This is a genomic window from Rhodococcus sp. WWJCD1, assembly GCF_002258735.1.
Classification (GTDB): domain Bacteria; phylum Actinomycetota; class Actinomycetes; order Mycobacteriales; family Mycobacteriaceae; genus Rhodococcoides.
In genome coordinates, this window is sequence record NZ_NOXY01000003.1 from 259,788 (window position 1) to 279,928 (window position 20,141).

Annotated in this window: 18 protein-coding genes; 2 read left to right on the plus strand and 16 right to left on the minus strand. The window is 63.7% G+C overall.

Features of this window, described 5'->3' with window-relative positions; all coding sequences use genetic code 11:
- Positions 1-21: 21 nt before the first annotated feature.
- The 4 genes from CH286_RS01260 to CH286_RS01275 are packed head-to-tail and all read right to left on the minus strand — an operon-like array spanning position 22 to position 3,073.
- The gene (locus CH286_RS01260; protein ID WP_094608098.1) at positions 22-1,284 is read right to left on the minus strand and encodes a molybdopterin molybdotransferase MoeA; all 1,263 of its coding nucleotides are present in this window, start codon (positions 1,282-1,284) and stop codon (positions 22-24) included.
- Positions 1,281-1,523: a MoaD/ThiS family protein gene (locus CH286_RS01265; RefSeq protein ID WP_094608099.1), complete on the minus strand. Its 243-nt coding sequence runs from the start codon at positions 1,521-1,523 to the stop codon at positions 1,281-1,283. Before CH286_RS01265 ends, CH286_RS01260 begins: the two co-directional genes overlap by 4 nt.
- Before the next feature lie 18 nt (positions 1,524-1,541).
- Complete coding sequence (gene moaA / locus CH286_RS01270; protein ID WP_255182531.1) at positions 1,542-2,579, minus strand: GTP 3',8-cyclase MoaA; 1,038 nt, start codon at positions 2,577-2,579, stop codon at positions 1,542-1,544.
- Entirely contained in the window at positions 2,576-3,073 is a 498-nt protein-coding gene (locus tag CH286_RS01275) for a molybdenum cofactor biosynthesis protein MoaE (RefSeq protein WP_176458095.1), read from the minus strand. The genes moaA and CH286_RS01275 overlap by 4 nt, the downstream gene beginning before the upstream one ends.
- A gap of 348 nt (positions 3,074-3,421) precedes the next feature.
- On the opposite strand from CH286_RS01275, the gene CH286_RS01280 reads away from it, so the two are divergent.
- A complete protein-coding gene (locus tag CH286_RS01280) occupies positions 3,422-4,384 on the plus strand; it encodes a helix-turn-helix domain-containing protein (RefSeq protein ID WP_230592591.1) in 963 nt (320 codons plus the stop codon).
- Positions 4,385-4,402: 18 nt separating this feature from the next.
- Here the strand turns inward: CH286_RS01280 and CH286_RS01285 are convergent, their stop codons facing one another.
- The 12 genes from CH286_RS01285 to CH286_RS01340 form a co-directional block, all read right to left on the minus strand.
- On the minus strand, positions 4,403-5,392 hold the full coding sequence (locus CH286_RS01285) for an NAD(P)/FAD-dependent oxidoreductase (RefSeq protein ID WP_094608101.1): 990 nt from the start codon (positions 5,390-5,392) through the stop codon (positions 4,403-4,405).
- Positions 5,389-5,703 carry a ferredoxin gene (gene fdxA, locus CH286_RS01290; RefSeq protein WP_094608102.1) on the minus strand — a complete coding sequence of 105 codons (315 nt, stop codon included), beginning with the start codon at positions 5,701-5,703 and terminating at the stop codon, positions 5,389-5,391. The genes CH286_RS01285 and fdxA overlap by 4 nt, the downstream gene beginning before the upstream one ends.
- 34 nt (positions 5,704-5,737) lie before the next feature.
- The gene (locus CH286_RS01295; RefSeq protein WP_094608103.1) at positions 5,738-7,918 is read right to left on the minus strand and encodes a molybdopterin-containing oxidoreductase family protein; all 2,181 of its coding nucleotides are present in this window, start codon (positions 7,916-7,918) and stop codon (positions 5,738-5,740) included.
- 120 nt (positions 7,919-8,038) lie between these two features.
- Positions 8,039-8,692 (minus strand): MadR family response regulator transcription factor, encoded by a 654-nt coding sequence (locus tag CH286_RS01300; protein ID WP_094608121.1) that lies wholly within the window; start codon positions 8,690-8,692, stop codon positions 8,039-8,041.
- 23 nt (positions 8,693-8,715) lie between these two features.
- Positions 8,716-10,071 (minus strand): MadS family sensor histidine kinase, encoded by a 1,356-nt coding sequence (locus CH286_RS01305; RefSeq protein ID WP_037176504.1) that lies wholly within the window; start codon positions 10,069-10,071, stop codon positions 8,716-8,718.
- On the minus strand, positions 10,068-11,255 hold the full coding sequence (locus tag CH286_RS01310; protein WP_052057986.1) for an iron-containing alcohol dehydrogenase: 1,188 nt from the start codon (positions 11,253-11,255) through the stop codon (positions 10,068-10,070). The genes CH286_RS01305 and CH286_RS01310 overlap by 4 nt, the downstream gene beginning before the upstream one ends.
- A gap of 178 nt (positions 11,256-11,433) precedes the next feature.
- Positions 11,434-12,951: a MadC family VWA domain-containing protein gene (gene madC, locus CH286_RS01315; protein ID WP_094608104.1), complete on the minus strand. Its 1,518-nt coding sequence runs from the start codon at positions 12,949-12,951 to the stop codon at positions 11,434-11,436.
- Positions 12,948-13,985, minus strand: a complete 1,038-nt coding sequence (locus CH286_RS01320; RefSeq protein ID WP_094608105.1) for a MadB family AAA-type ATPase — start codon at positions 13,983-13,985, stop codon at positions 12,948-12,950. The genes madC and CH286_RS01320 overlap by 4 nt, the downstream gene beginning before the upstream one ends.
- 83 nt (positions 13,986-14,068) lie before the next feature.
- The gene (mdo, locus tag CH286_RS01325; RefSeq protein ID WP_032376592.1) at positions 14,069-15,340 is read right to left on the minus strand and encodes an NDMA-dependent methanol dehydrogenase; all 1,272 of its coding nucleotides are present in this window, start codon (positions 15,338-15,340) and stop codon (positions 14,069-14,071) included.
- A gap of 197 nt (positions 15,341-15,537) precedes the next feature.
- Positions 15,538-16,770 carry an MFS transporter gene (locus tag CH286_RS01330; RefSeq protein WP_094608106.1) on the minus strand — a complete coding sequence of 411 codons (1,233 nt, stop codon included), beginning with the start codon at positions 16,768-16,770 and terminating at the stop codon, positions 15,538-15,540.
- A 75-nt stretch (positions 16,771-16,845) separates the two neighbouring features.
- Entirely contained in the window at positions 16,846-17,622 is a 777-nt protein-coding gene (locus CH286_RS01335) for a glutamate racemase (RefSeq protein ID WP_094608107.1), read from the minus strand.
- On the minus strand, positions 17,619-18,791 hold the full coding sequence (locus CH286_RS01340) for a cystathionine gamma-synthase (RefSeq protein WP_032376589.1): 1,173 nt from the start codon (positions 18,789-18,791) through the stop codon (positions 17,619-17,621). Before CH286_RS01340 ends, CH286_RS01335 begins: the two co-directional genes overlap by 4 nt.
- 81 nt (positions 18,792-18,872) lie before the next feature.
- Between CH286_RS01340 and CH286_RS01345 the strand changes: the two genes are divergently transcribed.
- A complete protein-coding gene (locus CH286_RS01345; protein WP_032376588.1) occupies positions 18,873-20,045 on the plus strand; it encodes an acyl-CoA dehydrogenase family protein in 1,173 nt (390 codons plus the stop codon).
- The last annotated feature ends 96 nt before the right edge of the window (positions 20,046-20,141 follow it).

The following is a 20,141-nucleotide window of genomic DNA, read 5'->3' on the forward strand; positions in this document are numbered from 1 at the left end:
GCGGAGAGATTCTTCGAGTTTTCAGATGTAGGTACCTCGCCGCGTCGACGCGACCGAGTCCAGCATCCAGGCGGGGTACTCACCCGGCGGACCCAGGCCGCCGTCGGAGGGCGGAATTACGATCACACAGTTGGCATGGGCGAGCGCACCGACCGAGTGCGATCGAACGATCGCGGCGCTTTCACCGTCGACGACGCCCAACATCACCCGAGGTATCGGCGAGGCGGGAACCGTCTCCCCATCCACCCTGACCGTTCTCATCGTCCTGCCTGCCTGTGGGTTTCGCAATGCCGCCACGATCACCGGCCGGACGAACAATTCGTACGAGACCAACGCACTGACCGGATTTCCGGGCAGACACACGATCGGTATTCCCTCGACCTTCCCGCAGGCCTGAGGTTTGCCCGGTTTGACTGCTACCGAAACGAATTCGACATCCTGGCCCCGCAGTGCGAGCCGAATCACCTCTTCGGTACCCGCACTGATCCCACCGGTGGTGACAATGACGTCGGCAACCGCGGCGCATCGGGCCAGTGCCGCCCGACACGCGTTCACGTCGTCGGCAACGGCCGGTTCGAGGTGAACGTCGGCACCGCACCGAAGCAGATCGGCGACGAGCATCGCCGAGTTGACGTCGTGGCATTCGCCCCGCACGAGTTCTGTCCCGACGGCTCGAATCTCGGATCCTGTCGAGAGCACCGCCACGACCGGGGCCGACTCGACCAGCACACGAGTGCGGCCCAGGGCAGCCAATACACCGACCTGCGCCGGAGTCACCACCGTGCCGGCCCTGACGGCAACGTCGCCGACCTCGAAGTCCGACGCACGACTGCGGACGTTGCTCTTGGAGTTGACCGAGTGAATCGTCACCTCCTCTACTCCGAACGCCTCGACGAACCCACTGGTCACTTCGACCGGAACGACCATGTCTGCCCCCAGCGGGACTACGGCACCGGTCATGACCTGTACCGACTCGCCCGAACGAACGTACAGCGGTGCCGGCTGTCTCCCTGCGACACTGCACGCGGAGACGAGCAACCGCACGGGTAGACATTCCGGACCGACGACATCGGCAGCGCGAACGGCGAATCCGTCGACTGCCGAATTGTCGTATGCCGGCAGCGCGCGGTCGGCAACGACATCCTCGGCCAGCACCGCGCCCATCGCGTCGCCGATCGGTACAGAACGCGCCTTCGCCGATATTCGCAGTTTCCCTATCGCACAGCGATGTTGGTCCACCGTTCGGAGAGGGGCAGGAACGATGTCGACCGCCGTCGACATCATCTTCCGGAGATCGGAGGTAGAACCGCGATTTCATCGGTGTCGCAGCACGGTGAATCCTCTGCCCGCGCGAGAGACTGCCCGTTGATCCAGATCCTGGACACAGCAAGCACATCCGCAAAGGATGCGCCGTACCTTCCGATGGCGGAGTCGAGCACCTCCCCGACCGTCGATCCAGGAATCTCTCGAGACGCCTCACCTGCGATCTGACGTGCCGCAGCGAACATCGCCAATTCGGCCATACGATCACCACTCTCCGATCATCCACCGATGTAGGACATTTCGATGCGATCTCGCACCGGCCCGTCGTTTGTTCCCGCTCGGAGTTCCGAATAGCGATCATCGCGTCGCAGCCACAGCGTGGACAGGCGTTCGACGAGGTCGTCCTGCGACGCCTCCGAGCGCAGCAACGCACGTAGGTCGGTGCCGGTGGAGGAGAACAGACAGGTGTACACCTTTCCATCCGCGGACAACCGTGCACGAGTGCAGGATCCACAGAACGGTTCCGAGACGGACCCGATCACACCGATCTCGCCGCCACCGTCGAGATACCGGTACCGAATCGCTACTTCGCCGTCGTACTCCGCGTCGACCGGTGCCAGCGGATAGACCTGTCCGATCGTCTGCACTATCGAATTCACGTCGACGACCTCGGACAACTCCCACCGATTCGTTGCCCCCACGTCCATGTACTCGATGAAGCGCACCACGACGCCGGTGCCTCTGAACCGCTCGGCCAGAGCCAGAATCGAACCTTCGTTGACACCGCGACGCACCACGACATTGACCTTCACCGGCGACATTCCGGCCCGCACCGCCGTATCGATTCCGTCGAGCACGGTCTGCACGGGCACCCGGGTGTCACTCATCCGAGCGAACGTTGCAGGATCCGTCGAATCGAGGCTGACGGTCACGCGCCCCAAACCCGCGTCGGCCAAGGCTGCAGCGTGGGCACCGAGCAGAGAACCGTTGGTGGTCATCGCCAGATCGATACCGTCGATGGCACTCAATCGTTCGACGAGCGTGACGATTCCGGCGCGGAGTAAAGGTTCGCCACCGGTCAGGCGCACCTTCCGAATGCCGATGGTGGCTGCGGCGCGGGCGACTCTCTCGATCTCGTCGAACGACAGCAGTTTCCCGGTGTTCAAGAATTCGTGGTCCGGACCGAATTCGGCCCGGGGCATGCAGTAGACGCAGCGGAAGTTGCACCGGTCGGTGACGGAAATACGTAGATCCCGAAGTGGTCGCCCCCGAACGTCTCTCGTGCCGGCCTCGACGTCACTCACGGAGTCACTCACGAAGCGACCCCGCACGTGAGCGGCGACCACTGCGAGGCTGCCTGTTCGACAGTCTCGATCTGCGCACCTGTCTCCACCCAGGATTGGGCAGCGGCGCGCTGTTCGAGCTTCCACACCGGAACGCACGCCTTGAGAATGTCGATGCAGAACTGAGCCGCCAGGAATGCGTCCACGCGATGGCCCGAGGACACGCAGGCCAGGACGCTGGCCTCACCGACTGCGACGAATCCGATCCGGTGCAGCAGGGCGATACGTCCGATTCCGGGCCAACGCTGTTGGGCTACCTCCGCAATCTCCAGTAGCCGTGCATGCGCGACCGACTCGTAGCACTGGTAGTCGATCGCCACGACCCCGTTTGCACGCAGACCCGTAATGTCCTTCGAGTACTCGCGAACCACCCCGGTGAAGGTGACCACCGCTCCGCACCGCGGCAGTGTTGCCCACTCGATCGCGGCCTCGACCGACAGCACGTCGGAGGTCACGGCGACACGCACGCCAGCCGCACGGGATTCGCAGCCGTTCGTTTTCTCGTCCCTGTGTAGGACAGTGTCGACTTCGCACACGGCGCACCCCTTTCGTTCGTCCGACCTCAGGATGGTCGAGACATGTGCACGTCACTTGACCGCCAGCGACCGTTAGTTGACCTGCAGAGACTGCCGCATGCAGATGTGATCCGACTTTCCGGCATTGTTACGAACAGCGCATCAACCGGAAACATTGCGCGCTAACCTCGAAGAAAGCTCCTGCATCGCCGTGAGCGTCTACGACAAGGGGTTCCCATGCTGTCGCGATCCGGATTCTCGATCCCGACTCGGACGACCAGCCGAGGCGACTGGTGCGACATGTTGAACGAACACTTCGTCGCACTCGACGTCGCGGACGTGGCCGACAGCAGATTCACCGGAGCTGTTCGGTCCATGTCCCTTGCGCACCTTCAGGTTTCGAGTGTCCGATCCACCACGCAGCACATCGCGCGTACCGACTCGCTGATCGAGCAGGATCGCATCGAGTACGTCCAGATCGGGATGATCAGGCGCGGGTCGGCAGTCGTCGTGCAGGACGGCCGCGAATGCACTCTGACGCGGGGCGACTTCGCCATCTACGACACCTCGCGCCCGTTCGATTGGATCATCGACGGCCACCCCGACGACGATCAGTGGGAACTGGAAGTCTTCACCTGGCCGCGTCACATGCTTCGGCTCGATGCACGCGAATCCAGTGACATGACGGCGATGGCGTTCGACGGATCTGCCGGATTCAGCGGACTCCTGGCGCGATTCCTCCACGACCTGGGTTCGACGCGCTCGTCATTGGACATCAGCGGAGCGCAGGCCATAGCCGACGAGGTCGGCGACCTCGTCAGTGTGATCGCCCGCAACACCACCTCGAACTCGACCATCGACTCACCAGGCGCAGCGCTGGTGCGAGCAGCGCAACGGTACATCGACGACCACCTCGCAGACACCGAGCTCTCACCCACGTCGGTCGCGTCGGCGATGCTGGTATCGACCCGTCAGTTGCATCGAGTGTTCGCCTCGAGCGGCACGACGGTGGCCCGCACCATCCGAACCAAACGACTCGAGCGCTGTCGTCGCGAGATCATCGGCAGCATCACCCTCGATCGATCCCTTGGGCAGATCAGTCGGCGATGGGGCTTCGCGGACCTCGCCGTGTTCAGCCGCGCTTTCCGGGAGCAGTACGGGATGAGTCCGCGGCAGTACCGAGCCAGTGTCTGCGCCCGGTCGGACGACCCACGTGCGGTGACGCGTTCGACGCGCCCGACCGACCGAGAACAGAGGTACTGATCCGACGAGCGATTCGATTCAGTGGATCGAATCGCTCGAATGGCCCGGCACGATCGGTGCCGAACCGTCCACCAGCGGTGCTATGTGATTGACCGCGGTCGCTGCCTCGGCGAACCCGACCGCGATCAGCTTCACCTTGTCCTGATGCCCGGCAACATCACCGACGGCGAACACCCGCCGCCGGCTGGTTCGCATCGTCCGGTCGACGGCGATATCGCGCTGGTGTTTGTCCAGCCCCCATGTCCCGATGGGACCGAGCGCTGCTTTGAACCCCAGTGCAGCAACAACACTCGATACTGCCAGTCGACGGCGTTCGGTTCCGGCACCGTCGACGATCGTCACCGATTCGACGGCGCCCGATCCCGCGATCTCCTCGACTTCGTACGGAGTCAGGACATCGACACTCGACCGCTCCAACAGTCCCAAGCTGTGAGCATGAGCCCGAAACTCGTTGCGGCGGTGTACCAATACCACCGACTTCGCGATCGGCTCCAAACTCAGAGCCCAATCCACTGCCGAATCACCGCCCCCGACGATCATCACGTGTTCGCCCGCCAGCTCGTTCAGTCTCGGCACGAAGTAGCGGAGCCCACGATCGTGGAACTCCGATCCCGTCGGTAACGGTCTCGGCGTGAATTTCCCGATCCCCGCTGCCACCAGCACGGCCTTCCCGACCACGGTGACACCCTTGTCCGTCGTGATCCGAACGCAGTTTTCGGATTCTTCGAGCTCGGTCGCGACGTGTCCCATCAGATACGTCGGCTTCGCCTGCTCTGCTTGCTCCACCAATGCGGCGACCAAATGCTGTGCCTTGATCGCCGGGAAGCCTGCAACGTCGAAGATCTTCTTCTCCGGATACAACGCGGCCAGCTGACCACCTGGGTGCGGTAGGGCGTCGATGACGGTGACCGTCAGTCCTCGGAAACCTGCGTAGTAGGCACCGTACAGACCGGCAGGACCAGCGCCGACGATGATCAGGTCACACTCGGAAACCGTTGCACCACTCACCTCTTCGCCACATCGTCGATGGCCTGATGGTCGTGGCCGACCGGGCCGAGGTCCTCCGCCCCTCCCGACGCGTCGGCGTCCTCGCAGAATTCGACTGCGATATCGACGAATCGCTTCTGCTCGTCCGGAATCTTGTGTTCCCAGAAGATGGCGTCGTTGGGGCAGGCGGGCATGCACTTTCCGCAGTCGACGCACTCGTCGGGATTGATGTACATCATCCGAGCGCCCTCGTAGATGCAGTCGACGGGGCATTCTTCGGTACATGCCTTGTCGAGCAGGTCGATGCACGCTTCGGTAACGACGTAAGCCATGGCGAAATCCTCGTGTTCGTAGGAGTAAGGGTTGTCAGACGTCGAGCGCTGCGACCTGGACGAGGGTGTCGGAGAACGTCGGAGCGTTTCCGAGGTCCGCGAACACTGTCGGATTGAGCGACGCCGGGGTCGAGAGCGACAGCATGTTCTTGCGCCACGCACCCATCGCACACACAGTGACGCCTACCATGACGGATTTGTCCAGCTTGGCAACAACGGTGAACTCGCCGCGATCGTTGAAGACCCGCACCACATCACCCGAGCAAATACCCCGGTGTTCACCGTCGACAGGATTGATCAACAGCGTCGGTTCCTTCTGTACCTTTCGGTGCATGTCGAGGTTTCCGAAACTCGAATTCAAGTACGCATGCGACTTGGGCGTGAGCAGGTTCAGCGGATACTTCTCTGCCAGAACCGGATTGGTTCGTGACGACTCTCGTGGCGCGATGTAGTGCGGGAGCGGATCCACCGGCTGCCCGGGCTGGTGATCGTTCGACCCCTGCCGGAACAGAGGAAGCACGAAGTTGCCGCCCGCCGCTGCCGAGGACAGGAACTCCGTTTTCCCGGACGGGGTCCGGAAGTTTCCCTCTGCGTGCGGTGCGTACTCGTCAGGTCCGGGAAGATTGAGCCGCTGCCACCCGAGCTGTTTGAGCGACTCGATCGAGATGCCCTCCATTGCAGGTGCATTCCAGTCGTAGGACAGTGCGATCAGTTCCTCGTCCGTGCGGGAGAACACCGGCTCGGTGAAGCCCATCGCCGCGGCCAACCGGCGGAACAACTCGGTGTTGGGGACTGCCTCACCGAGCGGCTCGATCGATCGATTGTTGTACGTGACGAACAGATGGCCCCAGGAGAAGTTGATGTCGTCCTGTTCCAGCTGGGTCGTGGCAGGTAGGATGATGTCCGCGTAATCGGCTGTGTCGGTGATGAAATGGTCACTGACGACGGTGAAGAGATCCTCACGACCGAGCCCGTCGGTCATTCGCTTCTGATCGGGACACACCACCACCGGGTTCGAGTTGTAGACCATCAGACCTTTGAGCGGCGTGTCCAGGTTCAACCCACCGGTCAGTGCTTCGCCGAGTTGGTACAGGTTGATCACGCGAGTGCCAGGTGTCTGCAGGTCCGTCTGCAGGAATTCGGGCCAGTTCACCGGGAACGCCCACAGGGGTAGCTGGAGAATTCCGCCACCGGGCTTACGCCAGGCACCCACCAGCGACGGCAGGCACGAGATTGCCCGAACGCTCTGTCCACCACCGGCGCTCCGCTCGATCGCGACGCCGATGCGGATCACGGCCGGCTGACTCTGTGCGTATTCCCGCGCCAGGGTGTAGATGTCCTCGACCGGAATGCCCGTCTCCTCGGACGCCCATTGCGGGGTGTACTGCTGCACCCGCTCCGCCAACTCGTCGAAACCGATCGTGTGGCGCTCGATGTAATCCGCGTCCGTCAGACCCTCGTCGATGATGACGTGCATCATCGCCAGGGCGAGCGCGCCGTCGGTGCCGGGACGGATGGGGATGTACCAGCTGGCAGCTTTCGCGGTTCTGGTCTTGACCGGATCGATCACCACCACCTTGGCACCGCGCTTCTTGGCCTCGGCGACGTACGGCCAGAGGTGCAGATTGGTGCTCATGATGTTCGACGCCCAGATCAGAATGAACTTGGAGTGGACGAAGCTTTCGGGATCGACACCCGCCGTGTCGCCGACCGTCATTGCGTAGGCAGTACAGGACCCCGCGTCGCAATAAGTACGCTCGGCAACGGTCGCCCCCATCCGGTTGAAGAACGCATCCCCCACGTTCAGGCCTTGCGTGATCCCCTGGGTGCCGAGGTAGTTGCACGGCATGATCGCCTCGGGTCCGAATTCTTCGGCGATGGAGGTGAATTTCTCGGCGATGGTAGTCACGGCCTCGTCCCACGAGATCCGCTCGAACATTCCCGAGCCCTTGGGTCCGGATCGCTTGAGCGGGTACAGAACTCGCTCGGGGCTGTAGACCTTGTCCAGGTAGTTGTCCACCTTCACACACAGGCCACCGTTGGTGTACGGGTTGGTCTTGCTTCCGCTGACACTCGTCGCCACGCCGTCCTCGACGGTGACCACCATCGAGCACGAATCCGGACAGTCCTGCCCGCACGCCCCGAGAACGGTGAGCTCCTTGGGGCGGCCAGCAGCAGCGTCGTGTGGGCGCGTGTCGTCCTGAACAGTCGTCATGGGTACTCCTCGGCATGGATATCACTGGTGTGTGTTTATCCGTAGCCTGCACCGCCCAGACGCTCTCGACAGGACACCGAGCGCCGTCTACTTTGCACTCTGCGCCCGAAGGATCTGCAGTCAGATCAAGCCTTGCTTACTCGCTGCGTACACCGCCTCGGCTCGCCGGGACACCGCGAGCTTGCGCATGATGTTGCTGACGTGAAATTTCACCGTCGTTGCCGAGATGAACAGTCGGGTTCCGATCATGTTGTTGGACAGGCCCGTCGCGAGCAGCCGGAGCACTTCGAGCTCACGCTCGGTCAGACGCTCGATGCTGCTCGGTGTGCCGTTGAGTGATCGAACGACGGCGGAGGCACTGCGTGAATCGAAGGCGCTCTCACCGCGCGAGACTGCGCGGATCGCACGAACCAACTCGGTGGTGTCGACATCCTTGACCACGTATCCACGCGCCCCGGCGTGCACGGCCTCCACCACGAGTCGGTCGTCGAGAAACGTCGTGAGCACCAGCAGACCGATTCCGTTGTGCGCCTTCGCCAGTTGCGCGCACAGAGCAAGCCCCTCGTAGTCCGAGCTGGCGGAGAGCTTGAGGTCCATCAACACGATGTCGGGCTCGACCCGCGCCACGACGGTCAACCCCTCCTCCCGGGTGGACGCCTCCCCCACGATCGTCAGATCCGACTCGCGTTCGAGTACCGAGCGCAGCCCGTCCCGCAGAATTGCGTGGTCGTCGACCAGCACGATGCGCACCGTAGGTGCCGCCACCTGCCCCATGCCCGTGCGAACCGTCGGAACGCTCACTGTGTTTCGCCCTTCTCGGATTGGTTCTGGAACGGAATACGCACTGCAACGCGCACTCCCCCAGTTCGGGCTCGGCGGATCTCGAGGACCCCGCCGTGTTCGCGGGTGCGGGCCGCCATGTTCGCCAGTCCGCGGTGACGGCCGTCGACGTCGGTGGATTCGGCCATGTGCAGCATCATGCGTAAGTGGGCCGGATCGCCGTCACCGTCGTCGGCAATCGACAGCTGCACCTGATCGGGCGAATAGGTCAAACGGAGAATTGCTCTCGAGGCATGCGCGTGCACCGCTGTGTTGAACAGCGCTTCGCCTGCAATGCGGAGCAATGCGTGCTCGCATTCGCTGCTCAGCTCGACGGGAGTTCCCTCCACGCGCAGCGAGACCTGCAATTCGTCGGGCATGTGGACCACCGAGAGCTGTTCGAGCATTTCGGGAAGCGACGTCCGATCGGCGTCCTGCGGGTGATTGAGCGCGTAGATCGCCGACCGCAGCTGATCCACAGCTCGACGAGTCAGATCCTTGGCCAGATCCAGCCTGTCACTGCGCTCTTCGGCCGAGATGTCGCTTCGACACACTTCGATCTGCATTCCCGCGGACAACACGGCCTGGGTAACGCTGTCGTGCAGTTCGCGAGCGATGCGGTGGCGTTCGTCGTCGAGCACCTGGTGGCGATGCGCGGCACCCAGCTGCCGTTGTGTCAGTAACAGTTCGGCATTGCGGGCTGCGAGATCGGCCGCTGTTCGGTTCGCCTCGGCATAGGCACTCTCGGTGCGCTCGAGCAACTGCCGCCGACTCTGAAACAGAGCCGAATTCTGCAGGGCCACAGCAGTTTGGCTGGCGAGAATGCTCAATACCGCGGCATCGGTGGCGTCCAGCACCCGCTGCTCACCGGTCCAGGCCGCAAAGGCACCCACGACGCCACCGTCGAACGCGATCGGCACGAAGGCATGATGAGCAGAGATCACAGGGGTCAGCCCGTCACCGCACGTCGACTGCCGGATCGACTCGAGACAATCGACGACGTCGTCCGGCAGCGGTGGTCCCTCGACGTTGTCCACCAGAAACGGTGTGGCGTCGGGACCGAGTACCAGTCGGCGCGGTCCGGCATCGGGGAACGCGCCGTCGGCGAGGGCGAAGACGACCCAGCGCGCACTCAGGTGAGCGCGGGCGGCCTCGGCCACAGCGCACACCAGGGTTTCCGGACCGTCTACCGTGCGCACCAGCGCCCGTGAGATCAGCTCCAGCGCATAGACAACACGTTCCAAACGTTCTGCCGCGCCGCGATACTGGGGGTAGAACGTGTTCTTGCCCGAGCGGAGCCCGGTGAGCAGAGACAGATCGGGCCCGGATGTCACAGCGCACTCCTGAACAGATCGACCATTTCGCGGTGTGTGGCCGAGCGCGGATTGGTGGACATGCAGGCATCACGTAAGGCGTTGGTGGCCAACACATCCAGATCGGATTCGCTCACACCGATCTCCGCAAGACCGGTAGGAACACCGACCTGACGCGCGAGGCGGTCGACTCGGTCCGCCACGGCCATGGCGGCCTCCTCCGGCCTGGCCCTGCCCTCGGGCAATCCGAGGCTGGTGGCGATGGCCACGTACGGCAACGGATCCTCCGCGGCATTGAAGCGGATGACGTGCGGTAGCAGCACCCCGTTGATCACTCCGTGCGGGAGGTCGAGCAGTCCTCCCACCTGATGGCTCATGGCATGCGTGGCGCCGAGGATGGCGTTCGTGAATGCCAGGCCGGCTTCCAGGCTTGCCTGTGCCATGGACCCGCGCGCCGCCATGTCGGTTGGCTCGTCGATGGTGCGAGCCAACTGTGACATCACCATGGTGATGGCTCGGAGAGCATGGTGGTCGGTGAGCTGGTTGTGACCCAGCGAGACGAATGCCTCGATTCCGTGCGTCAGGGCATCCAAACCGGTTGCAGCGTTGAGCCATTCGGGCATCGTGGTCAGCAACATCGGATCGATCACGGTGATGTCAGGAACGAGGGCACGGCCGAGAATGGTGATCTTGGTCGAGCGTGCGGTATCGGTGACGATGCAGAACTGCGAGACGTCGGCCCCGGTGCCGGATGTCGTCGGCACCATCACCAGCGGCGGGATCGGCCGAGTGGCCTGATCGACCCCCTCGTAGTCCAGGATTCTGCCGCCGTTGCCCGCAAGGATGGCAATCCCCTTGGCCGCATCCATGACCGACCCGCCGCCGATGGCCACCAACACGTCGCAGCCGAAGTCTGCGTAGTAACCGTGCCCGGCCTCGATCTCGACATCTTTGGGATTGGGTGTCAGCGCACTCCAGACCTGTGGCTCGAGTCCCTGCGCAACCAGTAGGTCGACCAGCTGCCCTGCCCAGCCGCTGTCGATCAACCCCGAGTCCGTGACGAGCATCGGCCGGACCCCGCCGAGGCGGCGCGTCGCGTGCGCGACCTCGCCCAGCGAATCCGGACCGAACACGATCTCGGGCGCATGGAACTTGAGCACTCGCGGTGTCTCGGCCCTGCTGCGCTGCGCATCGAGGTCGTGCAGCGCCTTGCCGACGTTCGCCGTAGCTGCCTGGTCCACCGTTCACACCCTCGCTGTCTTCGGTCCACACTATCCGGACCTGTGATTCAGGTTACAACCTTACGAGCGAGACGGGTGCGATCCCACCAGCACCGGGCCAGGTTCGTACCTACCCGATCGGGTAGGTACCGGTGCGATCAGGTCAGGACAGCGCATGCCCCAGTTCGGCCGCGTGGGCCGTCAACTGCTCCCCGTCCCGCGCGACCACCACCCGGTCGCAGATCTGCTCGTAGTCCTCCATCGAGCACGCGGCCTGCGCCCAGTAACGGCGGGCTTCGGGGGTGATCCATGCGATGCGGTGCACCTTGGACCGAATTTTCTCCAACGCGTCGAGTCCGGACGGCCGTCCGTTGCATCGACCGTCCCCCACGATGATCACGGCAGTGCGCTTGTTCAGCACGTCCCCATGCGAGTCCAGAAGGTCGGCGAAGGTCTTGCCGTAATCGCTGCTGGCTTCGAGGTCCAGTCGGGCGTCTGCGAGTACGGCAGCCAGTGCGCCGTCGCCCGTGCTACCGAGCAAGGTGGTCGTCACGTCCACCGGCGCGTCCACGAAGCCCATCACCGTGCACCGGTGCGCGCGCGAATGCATGGCCTGCGCGAGTCTGAGCGTGAATGCGGTGATCGGCCGCACCGAGAGCGAAACATCAGCCAGTACGAGCAGTCTCACCTTGTCGGGTACAGGTGTTTTTGTCATCAGACGGAAGGGAATTCCGTCGGTACGCAGACTGGAACGGACGGTGCGTCGCATGTCGAGTGGGCCGCGTGAATGTTCGCGTGGTCGGGGGCGCGGAGTTCCCCGCATGTGCTTCAGAACTTCGTGACTCGCACGCTCGATCTCGGCATGCCGGCCGATCGCCTGCACCGCACCGTCGACCGGCACCGGTGACGACATCGTCCCGGTCACATCTCCCAGCGCCGCAACGAATGCCTCGACGGCATCGGTGATCCGATCCAACATTGCCGCACTCAGCTCGCCGGAATCGCCGCCGTCACCGTAGACGCTGCTCGGATCGTACGCGTCGAACCACGCCAGGATTCCGGCCGGATCCTCCCAGTTCAGCTGTCCTGCAACGGCTCCACTCGTGCTCGACGCCAACTCCCCGGCCGCCGTCGACCCGGAACGCTCGAGGTCAACTGTGTAGGTGACGCCCCGTCGGCCCATGTCGCCGTCGGTGTCGATGGACAGATCGTGATCCTCGGACGACAGACTGATGTCGTCGTCGTCCTTGTGGGGGTTGAAGCCCTTGTCTGCTTCGGGAGCGTCGAGCAGATCGCCGATCTCGACGGCTCGCTCGTTGTACTCGGCGTACTTCGCCGCCTCCTGGTCAGCTCCCACGTCCAGGTCCGTGGGAAGTCCGCCTGCCACTTGCGCGCCGACCGACGAAGGATGCTCGTCCACAACGCTTTCTGCCGCGTCCTGAAACAAAGTCTCGAACGCGAGATCGAAACCATGCTGTTCATGGTCGTACTTCGCACACGTCGCGCGCAACGCCGCGCGCAGAGCCGTCAGGTCACGTGCACCGAGAAGGCCGAGGACACGTCGCACTTCGATGACCTCGGCCGGCGACGCAGCGACACCGTAGCGGCGCAGCGTCCGCCCGAACACTGCGGCGAGGACATCGAGTACCACAGATGCCGAGAATGTCTGTTGCACAGTCATCGTCGTATTCCGATGCCACCCTTGTCGCGTCCGCCGTGCCCACGAAATGCGGTCGCGGTCGTGTTGACTATCGCCCCAAGCGATGTCGGTGCGTGAGTTGTCTCCGCGATCGGTCCCGCCATCGCGATCTTCATGTCCGACGAATATTTGACCAGGGCCGCGAGCAGGTACTTGCGGGTCTCGTCGGTATGACCGAGAACCGACGCGATACGAGCCGCGTCGATCACTTCCGAGATCGACGGACTCTTGCGCAGCGGTAGTTCGCGCAGTTCGGTTGCCAAATCGACGATCTCGGCCACGATGTGCGCGGGCACCTCGGGAGCGCGAGCGGTGACGATCTCTCGTTCACGCGCAGCCGTCGGGTAATCGAGATGGAAGTGCAGGCAGCGTCGCTTGAGCGCCGAGGACAGCTCACGAGTGTCGTTGGAGGTCAATATCACCCACGGATCGCTGCGTGCGGTGAAGGTGCCGACCTCGGGAATGGTCACCTGCTTCTCGGCGAGCACTTCGAGCAGCAGTGCCTCCATGGACTCCTCGGTGCGATCGACCTCGTCGACGAGCAGAACCACCGGCTCCTCGGACAGCACCGATTCCAGCAGGGGACGCACCGACAGGAACGGTTCGGAGTACAAGCCGAAGTCTTTGGCCGCAAGCATCTTCGAGGCGTCGTCGATGTCGGTGACGTGCTGGGTGAGCGCGCCGATGTGTTCGCGCAGCATCTGCACGTGCAGCAGTTGCTTGGCGTAGTCCCACTCGTACAGTGCTCGGTTGTCGTCGAGACCCTCGTAACACTGCAGGCGCACGAGCTTGCGACCGCTCGCCGCAGCAAGGGATTTCGCCAGCTCCGTTTTGCCGACTCCCGCAGGGCCTTCGAGAAGAAGCGGGCGATCGAGCGCTGTCGCCAGATGCACCACGGTGGCGAGGTCGTCGTCGGCGATGTAGTCCTGCTCCCCGAGCGCGCGCTGCAGATCGGCGGCGTCGGTGAATCGAACGGTGCCGGTGTCGTCGCTACGCACTGTCGACAGCGAGGTCATGTGTTTCCCTTCGGAAGGCGGCTGCGCCGCATGTGAGCGGAACTTCGCACCCTGCTACGAAGTTCCGCTCACATGGATGGCGGTTAGTACGACTCGTTGATCGCGTGCGAGACGACGGGGATCATCGATTCGACGGTGACCTCACGCGGGTTGCCCGGGGTGCACCAGTCTTCCTGGATGTGCTCGGAGATCTTCAGAACCGACTTCTCGTCGCCCTTGATCACGTCGCCCTTGCCGGCGTACTTGCCGGTGTTCATCCGGTTCTTGTCGTAGGTCGCCGAGCGAATCGATCCGAAGTTGTCGGGAATGCCGACGTCCTTGGCGAGGCGGATGGCGGCTTCGACGGCAGCGTCGGCGGCCTGAACGGTGGTCATGTTCTTGGTGTCGACGCCCATGGCCACGGCGATCTCCGCATAGCGCTCGTAGCGTGAGGGCAGGTTGTACTCCCACACGCGCGGCAGCGCGATGGCGTTGTTCAGGCCGTGAGCGCTGTCGTAGAACGCACTGATCGCGTGCGAGATCGAGTGAATGACACCGAGTCCGCCGGAGTTGAATGCCTGCGTGGCGATGTACTGGGCATTCATCATGCCCTCGCGAGCCTTCAGATTGCCCGGGTCGTACACGGCCTCGCGGAGGTGCTTGGACACCAAGCCGATCGAGTAGATCGCGTTACCCAACGACGGTGCGAAATCGAGACGCGAGACGTACGGCTCGGCACCGTGTGCGAGAACGTCGAAGCCGCAGAACGCGGTCCACTGCTGGGGGCAGGTGTAGTAGAGCAGCGGATCGTCCAGTGCCAGAGTCGGTGTCGACGCCTCGTCGAAGGCGAGCCACTTGTGCGGCTTCTCCATGTCCGAGGTGTCGGTGATGACGTAGGCCCAGGACGTCTCCGAACCCGTTCCGGCAGTGGTCGATACGGCGATGTGCGGCGGGTTCTGCTTGTTGGTGGACTTGGAGAATCCCTCGAACTCGTTGATGTTGCGGCCGTCGTGCGCGACGACGACGCGGATGCCCTTGGCTGCGTCGTGGCTCGAGCCACCACCGACGGAGATGACGCTGTCGCACTTCTCCTTCTGGTAGAGCGCGGCGCCGTCCATGACGTTGTAGTCCTTGGGGTTCGACTCGACCTTGTCGTAGAGGACCACCTCGACGCCCTGGTACTCGATCTTGCCGATCAGTTCCTCGATGATGCCCGATCCGCGCAGACCGGTCGTGACGAGCAGCGAGCGCTTGAACCCGAGTTCCTTGGCCTCGACACCGATCATGTCGTGGGCACCGACTCCCAGCTTGGCGCGCGGCAGCGGGTGAAACTCCTTGATGGGGAATTCCCAGATCTGATTGAGCTCGATAACCATCGGTGTCTCCTCGGTGAGTGTGAGTCGAAGACGCCTTCCTCTGTGATCGGCGTCTCACTGGTGACCACACTCCACTGCCCGGCACCGCGATGGGAACACCCAGCCGGGTGAACTCTGCCAACGACGCACCGAACTACCCGATCGGGCAGGGCTCCTCGCTCATCCTCGGTAGGGGCCACTCGACCGAGATTGCTGCACTAGCGATCTCGACGTCGAGCCACCGAGAATCCGAGAACCGAGATGAGCGCGAGCGCGATGACGAATCCTCCGTACAGTTCCACCGTCGTGCTCAGACCGAGGCGGTGCACCGCCAGCCCGGCGACCACTGCGGGCACGCTGAACGCGAGGTAGCTGATGACAAAAGTCGTGGCGAACACTCCGCCTCTCTCGGCTGCGGGGACAAGCGCACCGAGCGTGCGCATCGCGCCGAGAAAAGTTGCTCCCCAGCCCGACCCGGCGATGACAGCACTGACGAAATACAGCCCGATCGAGCCGATCTCGACCGATACCAAGGTGAGCGCCACACCGATTGCGAGCACAGAAGCGCCGATCATCATCACCCTGCGAGGAAATCCGTTGCGCACCACGGCAGCTGCTATCGAACCGGAACCGAACAGTGCGAAGATCTCCAACCCGCCCACGATGTGGTTGTCGACACCGAAGACACTGCCGATGATCGACGGACCGAGCGAAAGGTGAAACCCGCCCAGTGACCAGGTGGCGAACAGAGCCGGCGCTATGAGAAGAAACGGTGCCCGTACGGACTTCGGAATCGACGCTCGCGGCAGCAGTGTCGACGCGAGGTGGCGTCGGGAATCGAAGCCGCGCATCGCCGACGTCTCAGGCACGAACAGCAGCGCCACCGCGAGGACGAGCGCCGCGCCGACCAACAGAGCGAACACGAGGATCTCCGGTGCCGGTGCCAACTGCACCAGCAACCCGGCACCGAGTGCCCCGCCCGCCAACCCGAGGGAGGGCGCGATGCTGTTGAGCAACGGCCCGGTGGATACGTTCGGCTGCAGATCGATGACCGCTGCGCTCATGGCACCCGTGGCCGCGCCTGCAGCAATTCCCTGCACGACGCGAGCCGCGATGAGGAGCGGCACACTGTCGGCGACGATGAACAGCAACAGGCTGACGATCAGCAACAGCAGCGACGCGATCAGAATCGGCTTGCGCCCGATGTGGTCCGACAGACTACCGACGGTGAGCAACGTGAACAGCAGAGCAAGTGCATAGACGGCGAAGATGACCGTGAGCGTGATCGCGCTGAATCCCCAGGACTGCTGGTAGACCGGATACAACGGGGACGGTGCTGCCGAGGACGCCATCAGCACGATGAAGGCGACACCGACCACCCAGAAGGCGTACCGGTGCGGCATCCGTACCGCAGTCCTTCCGGTGCTACTCCGCACGTCCACGTCGACCATGTGTTGTCCCTCCACTGCAGCGACCGTTACCTCAGTGAAGGACAACGCGTAGGTAGGTCTTACATTCCCGACGACTCAGAATCGGTGCACTCCTGCGCTGTCGAGCAGCAGCTGTCCCTCACGGTAACGCTGCGCGCTCGCAGGCAGTTCGCCCTCGACTCCACTGAGCCACACCGATACGCGACCGGTTCCGGAAACAGCCGATCCGACCTCGTCGACGCGTCGAACCGTCTGGTTGGCAACGGCCTCGGCGCTGTCGAACATCGTCACCCGGGTGGGCAGCTTCGCCACGATCTCGTCGAGAACCAACGGGTAGTGCGTGCACCCCATCACGATGGACTCGACGTCGTCGGGAGTGGACGCGACTGCAGCGGTGATCGCTGCGCTGATGCAAGTCGCGTCTCCTCGGTCGATCGCATCGGCAAGACCATGGCAGGCCACACTCGTCACCGTCCGATGCGACGCGAAATCCTCGATCAAGCGCGCTTGATATGCACTTGCCGTCGTCGCTGCCGTCGCCCAGATCGCAATCCGATCACTCACCGCCGCAGCAGGTTTGATCGCCGGTACGGTCCCCACCACCGGCACGGAATCGCCCAGCGCGGCCCGCACGTGGCTCAGCGCCGTCACACTGGCGGTATTGCACGGGAGCACCACCACCTCGGCACCGAGGTCGACGGCATGCTGCGCGGTACCGACCACCCGGTCGATGACCCACCGGTCCGGCTTGGGGCCCCACGGAGCGTTGTCGGGGTCCATCATCAGCACCAGATCGAGCTCGGGACGTAGGCTACGCAGCCGCGCAGCCGTCGGGACCATTCCCAGGCCCGAGTCGATCAGTGCGACGATCATGCCAGCGCTTGCTCGACGTCACCGACCAGATCGGCGCCGTCCTCGATACCGACCGACAGCCGAACCAGGTCGTCGGGAACTTCGAGCAACGAACCGGCAGTCGACGCGTGGGTCATGGCACCGGGATGTTCGATCAACGATTCGACGCCACCGAGAGACTCGGCGAGAGTGAAGATTTCGGTCTTGGCGCAGAAGTCGAGTGCCGCCTGCTTGCCGCCGGCCAAGCGAACCGAGACCATGCCGCCGAAGCGTCGCATCTGCTTCGCGGCGACCGCGTGAGACGGATGCGATTCGAGTCCGGGGTAGATCACCTGCGAGATGGCCGGGTGCCCGTCGAGGAATTCGACGATCTTCTCGGCATTGTCGCTGTGCCGTTCCATCCGCAGCGCAAGGGTCTTGATGCCGCGCAAGGTCAGGAACGCGTCGAACGGCCCCGGAACTCCGCCCGCTCCGTTCTGCAGGAACGCGAACGCCGTATCGAGTTCTTCGCTGTCGGTCACCAACGCGCCACCGACGACATCGGAGTGTCCGCCGATGTACTTGGTGGTCGAGTGCAGCACCACGTCGGCACCGAGACTCAGAGGCTGCTGCAGGTACGGCGACGCGAAGGTGTTGTCGACGACGAGCTTGGCCCCACCCTCGTGTGCGACGCCCGACAGCGCCTCGATATCGCCGACGTTGAGCAACGGGTTGGTGGGCGTCTCCACCCAGACGAGCTTGGTGTTCGGGCGCATCGCCGCGCGCACCTCGTCGACGTCCGACACCGCGGCCACCGAGTACTCGATGCCCCACTGGGTGAACACCTTGTCGATCAATCGGTACGTGCCGCCGTAGGCGTCGTTGGGGATGACGAGATGGTCACCGGGACGCAGCGCCGAACGCAGCAGGCAGTCCGTCGCCGCCATGCCCGAGGAGAACGCCCGACCGTAGGTGCCGGACTCGATGGCCGCGAGATTGGCTTCGAGCGGCCGACGCGTCGGGTTGCCGGTACGCGCGTACTCGAATCCGCTGCGCATACCGCCGACGCCGTCCTGGGCGAAGGTGGAGCTGGCATAGATCGGCACGTTCACTGCGCCGGTCAGCGGATCCGGCTCGTAGCCGGCGTGGACCGCCTTGGTGGAAAAGCCCTGCCAGGAGGTGTTGTCTGCCTTGCTGCGCTGCTCACTCATGGCCTCCACCCTAATCGGCCTGCGTCGCCCGGCGGGGGCGTGGGTAACCTGCGAAGACAACCCCCAGCGGAAAGAGGCACCGTGGCCAACTCCCAGAGCGTCGACGAACTGTTCGCGATCGATTCACTCCTCGACGACGAGGAACGCCAGATCCGGGACACCGTCCGCAAGTTCGGCAACGAGCGCATCCGTCCGCACATCGCCGACTGGTTCGACGAGGGCACGGTGCCGGCGCGAGAACTCGCCAAGGAACTGGGCTCGCTCGGCCTGCTCGGCATGCACCTCGAGGGCTACGGCTGCGCCGGAACGTCCGCGACGGCATACGGCCTGGCCTGCCTCGAACTCGAAGCCATCGACTCCGGCATCCGTTCGCTGGTTTCGGTGCAGGGCTCGCTGGCGATGTTCGCGATCTGGAAGTACGGCTCCGAGGAGCAGAAGCAACAGTGGCTCCCGGGAATGGCCGAGGGTTCACTGATCGGCTGTTTCGGTCTCACCGAAGCCGATTTCGGATCGAACCCCGGCGGCATGCTCACCCGCGCCAAGCGCGACGGTGACGACTGGATCCTCAACGGCAGCAAGATGTGGATCACCAACGGGCCGGTCGCCGACGTCGCCGTCGTCTGGGCGCAGACCGACGACAAGATCCGTGGTTTCGTCGTACCGACCGACACGCCGGGATTCACCGCGAACACGGTCAAGAAGAAGCTCTCGCTGCGTGCCTCGATCACCGGTGAGTTGGTTTTCGACGACGTACGACTGCCCGCCGACGCGATGCTGCCCGAGGCCCGCGGCCTGAGCGGACCGTTGAGCTGCCTCAACGAGGCCCGCTTCGGCATCGTCTTCGGCGCGATGGGCGCAGCTCGGGACTGCATCGAATCGGCCATCGAGTACTCGAAGACCCGCGCGGTATTCGACAAGCCCCTCGCCGGGTATCAGATCACCCAGGCCAAGCTCGCGAACATGGCCCTCGAACTCGGTAAAGGACAGCTACTCGCACTGCACCTGGGGCGACTCAAGGACAAGGGTCAGCTGCCGGGCGAGCGGGTGTCCCTGGGCAAGCTCAACAACGTGCGTGAGGCCATAAAGATTGCTCGAGAATGCCGAACGATCCTGGGGGCCAACGGAATCACGCTGGAGTACCCGGTGCTTCGGCATGCCAACAACCTCGAGTCCGTGCTCACCTACGAGGGCACGTCCGAGGTCCATCAGCTGGTGATCGGGCAGGCGCTGACCGGCTCGAGCGCCGTGCGATAGACGGTATGGAGGTCTTGGCTGGGGCCTCTCCGCATGTAAGCGTGGGTTGCCGACAGGAGTGGGTCCTGGCCGGTAGAGCCACAGATGTGGGAGGCC